At 63.8% G+C, this 12,337-nt stretch carries 10 protein-coding genes; 2 read left to right on the top strand and 8 right to left on the bottom strand.

The features are described 5' to 3' along the window. Positions 1-111 precede the first annotated feature (111 nt). From BLV47_RS08260 to BLV47_RS08240, 5 genes are all read right to left on the bottom strand, one after another. Positions 112-1,896: an ABC transporter ATP-binding protein gene (locus BLV47_RS08260; RefSeq protein WP_208605291.1), complete on the bottom strand. Its 1,785-nt coding sequence runs from the start codon at positions 1,894-1,896 to the stop codon at positions 112-114. A gap of 28 nt (positions 1,897-1,924) precedes the next feature. Further along, positions 1,925-2,527, bottom strand: coding sequence for a DsbA family protein (locus BLV47_RS08255; protein ID WP_177431310.1), 603 nt, complete (start codon positions 2,525-2,527; stop codon positions 1,925-1,927). Between the two features lie 36 nt (positions 2,528-2,563). Continuing rightward, positions 2,564-3,505, bottom strand: coding sequence for an oxygen-dependent tRNA uridine(34) hydroxylase TrhO (gene trhO / locus BLV47_RS08250; RefSeq protein ID WP_092312002.1), 942 nt, complete (start codon positions 3,503-3,505; stop codon positions 2,564-2,566). A gap of 166 nt (positions 3,506-3,671) precedes the next feature. Then, positions 3,672-3,965 (bottom strand): BolA family protein, encoded by a 294-nt coding sequence (locus tag BLV47_RS08245; protein ID WP_060840462.1) that lies wholly within the window; start codon positions 3,963-3,965, stop codon positions 3,672-3,674. Between the two features lie 12 nt (positions 3,966-3,977). After that, a complete protein-coding gene (locus BLV47_RS08240) occupies positions 3,978-4,493 on the bottom strand; it encodes a DUF2059 domain-containing protein (RefSeq protein ID WP_092311999.1) in 516 nt (171 codons plus the stop codon). 193 nt (positions 4,494-4,686) lie between these two features. Here BLV47_RS08240 and BLV47_RS08235 point away from each other — a divergent pair, with 193 nt between their 5' ends. Beyond that, complete coding sequence (locus tag BLV47_RS08235; RefSeq protein WP_092311996.1) at positions 4,687-6,081, top strand: class II fumarate hydratase; 1,395 nt, start codon at positions 4,687-4,689, stop codon at positions 6,079-6,081. 71 nt (positions 6,082-6,152) lie between these two features. Here the strand turns inward: BLV47_RS08235 and BLV47_RS08230 are convergent, their stop codons facing one another. The 3 genes from BLV47_RS08230 to pap all read right to left on the bottom strand — a co-directional run bounded on the left by BLV47_RS08230 (position 6,153) and on the right by pap (position 10,081). Then, on the bottom strand, positions 6,153-7,112 hold the full coding sequence (locus BLV47_RS08230; RefSeq protein ID WP_092311993.1) for a DMT family transporter: 960 nt from the start codon (positions 7,110-7,112) through the stop codon (positions 6,153-6,155). Between the two features lie 157 nt (positions 7,113-7,269). Further along, positions 7,270-8,454 (bottom strand): thiolase family protein, encoded by a 1,185-nt coding sequence (locus BLV47_RS08225; RefSeq protein WP_092311990.1) that lies wholly within the window; start codon positions 8,452-8,454, stop codon positions 7,270-7,272. Positions 8,455-8,557: 103 nt separating this feature from the next. Beyond that, positions 8,558-10,081: a polyphosphate:AMP phosphotransferase gene (pap, locus tag BLV47_RS08220; RefSeq protein WP_092311987.1), complete on the bottom strand. Its 1,524-nt coding sequence runs from the start codon at positions 10,079-10,081 to the stop codon at positions 8,558-8,560. A 148-nt stretch (positions 10,082-10,229) separates the two neighbouring features. Between pap and mnmC the strand changes: the two genes are divergently transcribed. Then, positions 10,230-12,206, top strand: a complete 1,977-nt coding sequence (gene mnmC / locus BLV47_RS08215) for a bifunctional tRNA (5-methylaminomethyl-2-thiouridine)(34)-methyltransferase MnmC2/FAD-dependent 5-carboxymethylaminomethyl-2-thiouridine(34) oxidoreductase MnmC1 (RefSeq protein WP_092311984.1) — start codon at positions 10,230-10,232, stop codon at positions 12,204-12,206. Positions 12,207-12,337: the final 131 nt, after the last annotated feature.

Raw genomic sequence — 12,337 nt, 5'->3', positions numbered from 1 at the left:
GCAGCAAGGGAATCTGACCGGCAGGAGGAAATGGCCGCTGCCTCACGCTGAAACGGTTATTCCACCAGGAAATTCAAGCACTAAGCACAGAAAGCCGGATAAAACTCAAGACTATCGAACCTGCTGCAGATGCCCGTAAAGCTTGGCATAAAGACCGCCATCGGCAATAAGCTGCTGATGGTCGCCATCTTCGGCAATCTGCCCGCCATCGAACACTAAAACCCGGTCCGCCTGTTTTACCGCCGACAGGCGATGAGCAATGATCAGCGTAGTCCGCCCACGCAGAAAGCGCGTCAAGGCCTGATGCAGGTTGTACTCGGTGGCGGCATCCAGGGCCGAGGTGGCCTCGTCCAGGATCACCACCTTGGGCTCGGCCAGGACCATCCGTGCAATGGCCAGGCGCTGACGCTGGCCACCGGACAAACGCACCCCGGAACGCCCGACCACGCTGTCCAGACCCTGCGGCAGGGCCCTGACGGTGGTGTCCAACTGGGCAATTTCCAGAGCCTGCCAGCAGGCGCTGTCACTGCGCTCGCGGCCCATGGTCAGGTTGGCGCGGATGGTGTCGTTGAACAGCGCAGGATGCTGCAACACCACGGCAACGTTATCGCGCACGGTTTCCAGGCCGATTTCCTGCTGGGTCGCACCACCAAAACGGATGACTCCGGTCTGCGGCGTGTACAACCCCAGCAGCAGTTGCACCAGGGTACTCTTGCCACCACCACTGGCGCCGACGATCGCCACCTTTTCACCCGGCGCAATGGACAGGTTCAGGTTGTCCAGCACCCGTTCATCGCCGTAACCGAAGCTCAGGCCGCGAACCTCGATACCCACGGTTTCGCAGCCCAGGAACGGATCCGCACCGCCGCTGTACTGCGGCTCGTCGGCCCGCGCCAACAACTCGTTGATCCGGCTCAGGGCCCCACCGGCGGCGTAATAGGCGTATTGCAGGTTCAGCAGTTGCTCCACCGGGCCGATCATGAACCACAGGTAGCTGAACACCGCCAGCATCTGGCCGATGGACAGGTCGGAGAACAGCACCGTGAGCATCGCGGCGGCACGGAAGATATCGATGCCGAACTGAAACAGCAGGCCGCTGGCCCGGCCCGAGGCATCGCTCTTCCACTGCGAGGCCACGGCATAATCGCGCACCTCTTCGGCCCGCCGCCCCAGGCGACCGAGAAAGTAGCCCTGACGGTTGCCGGCTCGAACTTCCTGAATCGCCTCCAGCGTCTCGGTCAGAGCCTGGGTGAACCGCGAGGTGCTGTCGTTTTCCAGTTTTTTCAGGTGCTTGACCCGCTTGCCCAGTTGCACCGTGGCAAAGATCACCAGCGGGTTGAACAGCAGGATCAGCAGCGCCAGCTTCCAGTGCATCCACATCAGGATGCCGGCCGTGCCCACCAGGGTCAGCATGGCCACCAGGAACCGGCTCAGGGTTTCCCCGACGAACTTGTCAACGGTGTCCAGGTCGGTGACCAGGTGGGTAGTCACCGTGCCGCCCCCCAGGCTTTCGTACTCCCCCAGGGAAATACGCTTGAGCCGCTCGATCAGGCGCACCCGGATCCGGTAGACGATGTCCTTGGCCAGACCGGCAAACAACCGCGCCTGGACCACGTTGAACACCAGGGCGGAGCAACGCAGGATCAGGGTCGCCAGCAGCATCAGGCCGATATAGCCCGCCGCGCTCTGCCACCCCTGAGGCAGAAACCGGTTCATTACCTGCAGCGCCGCATCGCCATGACCCAGCAGCACTTCGTCCACCAGCAATGGCAGCAACAGCGGGATCGGCACACTGCACAGCGTGGCCAGCACGGCCACGCCATTGGCGATCCACAGCGACTTCCGATGGTGCAGCGCCAGACGGCGGATTTCACCCCAGCTCAAACGATCAACGATTTTGCCGGGGACGCTGGATTCGACCGGCTCAGGCACAGGCGGCGCGCTCCAGCCAGCGGCCGAGCAACGGCGACAACTCGCTCAGTGGCTGATAGCCATTGGTCAGCAGCGCCAACTGGCCATTGCGCTCCGCCAGCAAGGTAGGAAATCCGGCAATGCCCAGGTCCTGGACCCAAGTGAAGTCCGCCGCCGTGGCCGCGTGCTGCTCGGCCCGGTCGAAGGCTTCGGCGAACTCGATCCGCGGAACCCCGGCCTGCTCCGCCAGCTCGACCAGCACACTGGCCAGGGTTACATCACGGCCTTCGACATAGAACGCCCGCTGGATCAGCCCCAGTAGTTTCCAGGCACAGTCCGGGGCCAGGCTCCGGGCGGTGACGATCGCCCGACAAGCCGGCTCGGTGTCATAGACAAAGCCATCGGGCAAGGCGCCATCGAAGGTGAACGGCTGGCCTGTAGCCTGCTGCACCGCCTGCCAGTGCTCAAGAATGTAGCGCCGGGTATTGGGCTCCAGCGCCGAGCCGCTACCGGTGCGCAAGCCGCCCACCACCAGATGCAGCTCGACACCGGCGGCCTGGGCCTGCTCTGCCAGGGCCTGGGCCACGGGCGCAAAACCCCAGCACCATGAACACATCGGGTCCATCACATAGAGCAGGCGGGCAGACATGGCTCAAGCCTCGGAGGAAGATTGCTTGTAGTTGTAACCGATCGGGTGCGGCATGTTGCGTGCCTTGGCCAATTCGATCTGCTTCTGCCGGTCGATGGCGCTGCGGCGGGTCTTCTCGCTCAGCTTGTCCCAGCAATGCGGGCAGCTGATACCGGGCACATAGTGCTCGGAAGCCCGATCCTCGACGCTCACCGGAGTGCGACAGGCATGACATTGATCGTAGTCGCCTTCGCTCAGGTCGTGGCGAACGGTGACCCGGTTATCGAACACGAAGCAGTCGCCCTGCCACTTGCTCTCCTGCTGCGGCACCTCTTCGAGGTACTTGAGGATCCCGCCCTTGAGGTGGAACACCTCGTCGAAGCCCTCGCTGAGCATGTAGCTCGAAGCCTTCTCGCAGCGAATGCCGCCGGTGCAGAACATTGCCACCTTCTTGTGCTTGCTCGGGTCGAAGTTGGCTTTGATGTAGTCCGGAAACTCGCGGAAGCTGGTGGTCTTGGGGTCGATGGCGCCTTCGAAGGTGCCGATGGACACTTCGTAGTCGTTACGGGTATCGATCAGCAGCACTTCCGGATCACTGATCAGGGCGTTCCAGTCCTGGGGCTCGACATAGGTCCCGACTTTCTTGTTGGGGTCGACGCCGGGCACGCCCAGGGTGACGATCTCTTTCTTGAGCTTGACCTTGGTGCGGTAGAACGGCTGCTCGTCGCAATACGACTCTTTGTGATCGATTTCGACCATGCGCGGATCGTTCTTCAGCCAGGCCAGCAGCCCGTCGATGCCTTCGCGGCTGCCGGAAACCGTGCCATTGATGCCTTCCTCGGCGATCAGCAGGGTGCCCTTGATGCCGTTATCGAGCATGGCCTGCAGCAGGGGCTCGCGCAGGCTGACGTAATCTTCGAGGGTGACGAACTTGTACAGTGCCGCCACGACAATGGGTTGTGTCATGGGAAATCTCTCCAGGTGGCTACCCTCGTAAAGGGTGAACCGGATGCAAAAAAAAACGCGCCGGCTTGAGCGGCGCGTTGCGAATTCTATCAGAAAGGCAGCCTCAAGCTCCAAGCGGCAAGCCGCACCTGAGTGACCTCAGACCTGCAGCGAGACGCACCCGCTCCTATCGACCACCGGCACAGGTCGGCGAGGCGGGAGCCACGCCGATCTTCGACCACTCCTCGGGGGTGTAGGTGTGCAGCGCCAACGCATGGAACTGGCCCATCAGCTCACCGAGGGTGGCGTAGACCTTCTGGTGACGCTTGACGCTGTTGAGGCCGGCGAACTGCTCGCTGACCAGTACCGCCTTGAAGTGGGTTTCCAGGCCACGGCTGTGCATGTGGCTTTCATCCAGCACTTGCAGGTGCTCGGGCTGCAGTGCCGCGAGCGCCGCTTCGATACGTTGTTGCATGGTCATTGCGGGCTCCGCTTACTTCTTCTTCGCCGGGGCCGCCTTGGGCTCGAGCTCGGCGGTCATGTCGGCCAGCAGCTTGTTCACCACCGGCACCGCGCTTTCCAGCTTGGCCTGGGTCATCTGCGCCGATTGCTGGGTCAGCTGGGGCATTTTTTCCAGGACTTTCTTGCCCAGTGGCGACTGGTAGAACGCTACCAGGTCCTTGAGCTCGGATTCGCTGAAGTTGCTGGTATAGAGCTTGACCATGTCCGGTTTCAGCTTGTTCCAGCCGATGGCCTGATCCAGCGCGGCGTTGGCCTTGGCCTGGTAGGTTTCCAGCAGGGCGCGTTTGGATTCAGGTGCTTTGGTCTGTTCAAAACGCTGGGCGAACATTTGCTGGACTTGCATGTACACCGGCGTACCGAGCTTGTCCGCATGGGCCAGGGTCAGGAAGGCCTCGGCACTGGCGTTGTGGCTGGCGGTATCGGCAAGAACCTGGCCGCTGGCACACACCAGAACAACCGCGGTACAGATGGCACGAAGACGGGTCATCGAGTTTCCTTTATCTAGCAGGCGAGGTAGAACCCCAAGGGCGCCCATTCTGCGCCTATTGATCCGCGTCCCTCAACCCCAGGCCTCGGCGCCCCCGGTTTTGCCCGGGCAACGGACACAAAACCTCCTCGCACGGAACCCGGGCCACGGATCAGGGCCTAAACTGGCCAGTCAGACTTGGAGGAATGTCACGATGAATCGAATCGAAACCGACAGCCTGGGCCAGGTTGAAGTCCCGGAACAAGCCTATTGGGGCGCGCAGACCCAGCGCTCGCTGATCAACTTCGCCATCGGTAACGAGCGCATGCCCCTGGCCGTGCTGCATGCCCTGGCCCTGATCAAGAAAGCCGCCGCCCGGGTCAATGATCGCAATGGCGATATCCCCGCCGACATCGCCCGGCTGATCGAGCAGGCCGCCGACGAAGTGCTGGCCGGCGAGCATGACGACCAGTTCCCCCTGGTGGTGTGGCAGACCGGCAGCGGCACCCAGAGCAACATGAACGTCAACGAGGTCCTGGCCGGCCGGGCCAACGAACTGGCGGGCAATCCCCGGGGCGGCAAGTCTCCGGTGCACCCCAACGATCATGTCAACCGCTCGCAAAGCTCCAACGACTGCTTCCCCACCGCCATGCACATCGCGGCGGCCCAGGCCGTGCAGTTCCAGCTGCTGCCGGCGATCACCGAGCTGTCCGGCGGCCTGGCCGAACTGTCGGCCCGGCACATGAAGCTGGTGAAGACCGGACGCACCCACATGATGGATGCCACACCCATTACCTTCGGTCAGGAAATCTCCGCCTTCATCGCCCAACTGAGCTACGCCGAGCGCGCTATCCGCAGCGCCTTGCCTGCGGTATGCGAGCTGGCCCAGGGCGGCACCGCCGTGGGCACTGGTCTGAACTCGCCCCACGGCTTCGGTGAAGCCATCGCTGCCGAACTGGCCGCGCTCTCGGGCCTGCCGTTCGTCACCGCGCCGAACAAGTTCGCCGCCCTGGCCGGCCACGAGCCGCTGACCACCCTGTCCGGCGCGCTGAAAACCCTCGCGGTGAGCCTGATGAAAATCGCCAACGACCTGCGCCTGCTGGGCTCTGGCCCGCGGGCGGGATTGGCCGAAGTCAAGCTGCCGGCCAACGAGCCAGGCAGTTCGATCATGCCCGGCAAGGTCAACCCGACCCAATGCGAAGCCCTGTCGATGCTCGCCTGCCAGGTCATGGGCAACGACGTGGCGATCGGCTTTGCCGCCAGCCAGGGTCACCTGCAGTTGAACGTGTTCAAGCCGGTGATCATCCACAACCTGCTGCAATCGATCCGCTTGCTGGCCGACGGCTGCAGCAACTTCCAGCAGCACTGCATCGCCGGGCTGGAGCCTGATCCCCAGCAGATGGCCGCGCACCTGGAACGCGGCCTGATGCTGGTGACCGCGCTGAACACCCATATCGGCTACGACAAGGCCGCCGAGATCGCCAAAAAGGCCTATGCCGAAAACCTGACCCTGCGCGAAGCGGCGCTGGCGCTGGGCTACCTGACCGATGAGCAATTTGATGCCTGGGTCCGCCCGGAAAACATGCTGGAGGCCGGAAAACAGGGTTAGCGCGCGTCTTTTTCTCTGGCAAGCCAGTTCCTACCGCCACACTTCTGTAGGAGCTGGCTGGCCAGCGAAGCTCACCCCGCCGCAATCCGCTGCCGCCGAGCGCGCAAACCCGCCACCAATGACGGCCCCAACGCCGTCAGCGCCGACCCCAGCACCACCAGCAACGCCCCGCCATAACCCAGGCCATTGATCTGTTCGGCGTGCACGTAGTCCGGCCAGACCCAGGCCGCCCAGGCCACCGCGGCAAAGGTCACCAGGGGCGTGATCGCCAGGGTCGCACTGACCCGTGACGCCTCCCAATGGGCCAGGGCTTCGGCAAAGGCGCCATAGGCAACTAGGGTATTCAGGCAACAGGCCAGCAACAGCCAGCCCTGCAACGGACTCAGCACCAGGGCTTCCTGCGGATGCACCCACGGAGTGAGCAACAGGGCACAGAACAGGTAGATCACCATCATCACCTGCAAGGAATTCCACACGCTCAGCAACTGCTTCTGCCCCAGGGCATAAAAGGTCCAGACCGCCGAAGCCGCGAGAATGGTCAAGACTCCAGCGGTGTAGTCACTCAGGGAGGTCAGCAGCTCGGTCAGGCGCTGATTGAAGAACAGTCCGAAACCGAGCAACAGCACCAGCAGCCCCAGGCCTTGCCCCAGGCTGAAGCGTTCCTTGAACACAAAGACACTGGCGATCAGCAGCAGGATCGGCCCCATCTGCACCACCAGTTGCGCGGTGCCCGGGCTCAGCAGGTTCAGGCCCATCAGGTACAGCACGTAATTGCCCACCAGCCCCAGGACCGAGATCGGCACCAGCCATACCCCTTTCGGGCCGAGCGCGCGCCAGCGCGGCAAACGCCCCACCGCCGCCAGGTAGAAAAACAGACAGCCGCCGGACACCAGCAGGCGAAACCAGGTCACGGTCACCGGATCCATCACCAGCAGCACTTGCTTGAGCTTGATGGGCAGGATGCCCCACAACAGCGCGGTCAATAAGGCGAGGAACAAGCCATAGACCCAGCGACCGGACGAGACGTGCATGCGAACCCCACAAAGCCTGACAAGCAAGGTCCGCATTCTAGGCCCGGGCCGGGGGCCGACACAGAGACAGTTGGCGGCAAAGCGCAAACAAGATTGTGCAGGTCGTAAAAAGCACAAGCCGCCCCCCGCAGGAGCCGGCTTGCCGACGAAGCGAAACCTAGCGCACGGCTTCGAACAGCCCCGTTGCCCCCATGCCCCCGCCCACGCACATGGTGACAATGCCGTACCTCAGGTTGCGCCGCTGCAACTCGCGCACCAGATGCCCGACCTGACGCGAACCGGTCATGCCGAACGGGTGGCCGATGGAGATCGAACCGCCGTTGACGTTGTACCTGGCGTTGTCGATCTCCAGGCGGTCGCGGGCATACAGGCACTGCGAGGCGAACGCCTCGTTGAGTTCCCACAGATCGATGTCGTCCACCTTCAAGCCCTTGGCCTTGAGCAGCTTGGGCACCGAGAACACCGGGCCGATGCCCATCTCGTCAGGCTCGCAGCCGGCGACGGTAAAGCCACGGAAGAACGCCTTGGGCTTGAGCCCCAAGGCCAGGGCCCGTTCCAGGCTCATCACCAGGGTCATGGAGGCACCATCGGACAGCTGCGAAGAGTTGCCCGCGGTCACCGAACCGTCCTCGGCAAACACCGGCTTCAATGCCGCAAGGTTGTCCAGGGTGGTGTCCGGGCGGTTGCAATCGTCGCGGTCCACCACGCCGTCGAGGACCTGCACCTGCCCGGTACTCTTGTCCTCGACCTTGTACTTGACCGTCATCGGCACGATTTCATCGCGAAACAGGCCGGCGGCCTGGGCCTGGGCGGTACGCTGCTGGCTTTGCAGGGAGTACCGGTCCTGGGCTTCGCGGCTGACGTTGTAGCGCCGGGCCACCACCTCGGCGGTCTGGCCCATGGGGAAGTAGATGCCCGGCACCTGCTCCTTAAGCAGCGGGTTGATCAGGTTGTCGGTGTTGACGCTCTTCATGGTCAGGCTGATGGATTCGACACCGCCGGCGACGATGATGTCGCTGCAGCCGGAGGCGATCTGGTTGGCGGCGATGGCGATCGCCTGCAGGCCCGAGGAGCAGAAACGGTTGAGGGTCATGCCCGCCGTGCCGGTGCCCAGGGCCGAGAGCACCGCGACGTTGCGGCCGATGTTGAAGCCCTGGGCCCCTTCATTGGAACCGGCGCCGACGATGCAGTCCTCGACGCTGGCCGGGTCGATGCCATTGCGGGCGAGCAGCGCATTGACGCAGTGCGCGGCCATGTCATCCGGACGGGTCTGGTTGAACTTGCCGCGAAAGGACTTGGCCAGGCCAGTCCGTACGCTGTCGACGATCACCACTTCACGCATGACGCACCTCATTGTTGTTGGCGGCAGGAAAGAGCCTCGAGCATAGAGGCCCCTCCCCCAGGACCGCGACAATCATTCACTGGGCGTATGCGCGACCATCGACCTACTTCTTGTCCTTCTTGTCTTTCTTGTCGTGCTTGTCGGAACGCTCGAACGCGGCTTCCAGGGCACGGTTGATGGTGCGCAGAACCTTGACCCGAGCCCAGCGTTTGTCGTTGGCCTCCACCAGGGTCCAGGGCGCCACTTCGGTGCTGGTACGGTCGACCATGTCGCCGACGGCAAGGCGGTAGTCGCCCCACTTGTCGCGGTTGCGCCAATCGTCCTCGGTGATCTTGAAACGCTTGAAGGGAATCGCCTCACGCGCCTGGAAACGCTCCAGTTGGGTGTCCTTGTCGATCGCCAGCCAGAACTTCACCACGATCACCCGGGCATCGGCCAACTGCTCCTCAAAGTCGTTGATCTCGCTGTAGGCCCGCAGCCAATCCGCCGGCTGGCAGAAACCCTCGACCCGCTCCACCAGCACCCGGCCATACCAGGAGCGGTCGAAGATGGTGAACTTGCCCCGCGCCGGAATATGCCGCCAGAAACGCCAGAGATAGGGCTGCGCGCGTTCGTCTTCAGTGGGCGCGGCAATCGGCACGATGCTGTATTGGCGCGGGTCCAGGGCCGCCGCGACCCGGCGAATGGCGCCGCCCTTGCCCGCCGCGTCATTGCCCTCGAAGACCGCCACCAGGGCGTGCTTGCGCATGCGCTTGTCCCGCAGCAGGCCGGCCAGGCGCGCCTGCTCGGTAATCAACTGTTCCTCGTAATCGTCCTTGTCCAGGTGCTGGGTCATGTCCAGGCTGTCCAGCAGACTCAACTCATCCACCGCCGTCGGCAGCGGTGCGGCATTGACCTGGGTCGGCTTCAGCGGTTGACGGCTCAAGGCATTCTGCAAGCCCTCCAGCAGGATCCGGCCCACGGTGAGACTGCGGTAATGTGGATCGACGCCCTCGATCACATGCCAGGGCGCGTAGTCGCGACTGGTGCGGCGCAACACCCGCTCGCCGTACTTGACGAACTTGTCGTAAGTCTCCGACTGCTGCCAGTCCAGCGGGCTGATACGCCAGCTGTGCAGCGGGTCATCCTGCAACGACTTGAGGCGGTCCTTCATCTGCTTCTTGGACAGGTGAAACCAGAACTTGAAGATCAGCGCGCCTTCATCGCAGAGCATCTTTTCCAGGCGTTCGGCACCATTGATCGCCTGATCCAGGCGCGGGTCCTTGATCTCGCCATGCACCCGGCCCTGGAGCATCTGGCTGTACCAGTTGCCGAAAAACACCCCCATGCGGCCCTTGGCCGGAAGCATCCGCCAGTAGCGCCAGGCCGGCGGTCGCGACAGTTCTTCGTCGGTCTGCTGATCGAAGGTGCGCACCTCGATCAAGCGTGGGTCCATCCATTCACTGAGCAGCTTGACCGTCTCGCCCTTGCCGGCGCCCTCGACACCATTGATCAACACAATCACCGGAAACCTGGCCTTCTGGCGCAGCTCGAACTGCGCCTCAAGCAAGGCCTCGCGCAAGGCCGGCACCTCGGCATCGTAGGTTTCCTTGTCGATGGCGTGACCGATTTCAGCGGATTCGAACATGGGTGGCTCCCTTCCAAGAATTTTCCAAGACTAGCGGATGGACCTCGGCCAAGGAAAACAAATCCCTTAACCCGCCGCGGCTTGCCGTGGATCAGGCACGGGGCCGGTGATCGGCTAGAATGGCCGCCTTGCGCAACATGAGCCGAACATGACACCTGAACTGCCCCACGCCCAGCTCGACTGGGACGACCAAGGACGCCCGCGCTCGCGGGTCTTCGACGACGTTTACTTCTCCAGCGACTCGGGCCTGGAAGAAACCCGTCATGTGTTCATCGAACAGAACCGCCTGCGGGAACGCTTTGCCGCCTTGAACGCCGATGCGCGATTCGTCATTGGTGAAACCGGCTTCGGCACCGGGCTGAACTTTCTCTGCGCCTGGCAGTTGTTCCGGCAACAGGCGCCGGCCACTGCCCGGCTGCATTTCGTCAGTGTGGAAAAGTACCCCCTGCGTCCGGCCGATCTGCAACGGGCCCTGGCCCTGTGGCCGGAACTGACCGAACTGAGCCAGCAGTTGCTCAAGCACTACGTCGCCGTGCACGGCGGTTTCCAGCGCATCGTGCTGGACGATGGCCGGGTCACCCTGACCCTGCTGATCGGCGACGCCCTGGAGCAGTTACCGCAACTGGACGCCCAGATCGACGCCTGGTTTCTCGACGGCTTCGCTCCGGCGAAGAACCCCGACATGTGGACCCCGGAACTGTTCGCCGAACTGGCGCGTCTGGCCGCACCAGGTTCCACCCTCAGCACCTTCACCAGCACCGGCTGGGTGCGCCGCCTGTTGAACGCCGCGGGCTTCAAGATGAAGCGCACCCCGGGCATCGGTCGCAAGTGGGAAGTGCTGCGCGGCGAATTCCTTGGCTGGCCCGAAGACAGCCCATCGCCGGCACAGGTCAAACCGTGGTTCGCCCGCCCGCCGGCCCAGGCCAAAACCGCCTTGGTGATCGGCGGCGGCCTGGCCGGTTGCGCCAGCGCGGCCAGCCTTGCCGCCCGCGGCTGGCAAGTGCAATTGCTCGAGCGTCACGCGCACCTGGCCCAGGAAGCCTCGGGTAATCCGCAAGGGGTGCTCTACCTCAAGCTCTCCGCCCACGGCACCGCGCTGTCGCAGATGATCCTCAGCGGCTTCGGCTACACCCGGCGCCAGCTTGAACACCTGCAACGCGGCCTCGACTGGGACGGGTGCGGGGTACTGCAACTGGCCTTCAACCCCAAGGAGGCCGAACGCCAGGCGCAGTTGGCCGCGGCCTTCCCCACCGACCTGCTGCGGCAGCTGGATCAGCCAGAGGCCCAAGCCCTGGCCGGCATCGGCCTGGACCACGGCGGCCTGTTCTACCCCGAAGGAGGCTGGGTGCATCCGCCGGCCCTGTGCCAGTGGCAGGCCAAACATCCGCAGATCCAGGTCCTGGTGCACCGGGAGGTGCTGGAATTACGCCGGGTCGATCAGCAATGGCAAGCCTGGGACGGCGAACGGATGCTGGCCAGTGCGGCGGTGGTGATCCTTGCCGGTGCCGCCGAAATCAAGCGCTTCCCGGCCAGCGCCGAATTGCCCCTCAAACGCATTCGCGGCCAAATCACCCGCCTGCCGCAGACCGTACAAAGCCAGAGCCTGGCCACCGTGGTCTGCGCCGAAGGTTACGTCGCTCCGCCGCGACTGGGGGAGCACACCCTGGGCGCCAGCTTCGACTTCAACAGCCAGGACCTGACCCCGACCAGCGCCGAGCATGCCGGCAACCTGGACATGCTGCGGGAAATCTCCAGCGACCTGCTGCAACGCCTGAACGCCGAACAACTGCCCCTGGACAGCCTGCAAGGACGTGCGGCCTTCCGTTGCACCAGCCCGGACTACCTGCCCATCGTCGGCCCCCTGGCGGACCCGGCAGCGTTCGCCGACACCTACGCCGTCCTGGGCAAGGACGCGCGCCAGGTACCGGACCTGCCCTGCCCCTGGCTCGACGGCCTGTACATCAACAGCGGCCATGGTTCTCGCGGCCTGATCACCGCGCCGCTGTCCGGCGAACTGCTGGCCGCCTGGCTGGAAAACGAGCCGCTGCCACTGCCCAGGAGCGTGGCCGAAGCCTGCCATCCCAATCGCTTTGCCCTGCGCCGCCTGATTCGCGGCAAGGCCTGAGACAGAGCGCCAACCCCGGGTATTGAACGGCACCGGAGGCCATTGGCCGAACGCAAAAGCGCTCTTCACGCCTCAGCACCACCGGTCGGCTTATAACCGATCGGTCTAAAACTCCCGAGTTATGCACAGGT

Origin of the sequence: Pseudomonas saponiphila (assembly GCF_900105185.1) — a bacterium.
Lineage (GTDB): Bacteria > Pseudomonadota > Gammaproteobacteria > Pseudomonadales > Pseudomonadaceae > Aquipseudomonas > Aquipseudomonas saponiphila.
The sequence above is the reverse complement of the archived record's forward strand: the minus strand, read 5'-3'. Positions and strand labels throughout refer to the sequence as shown.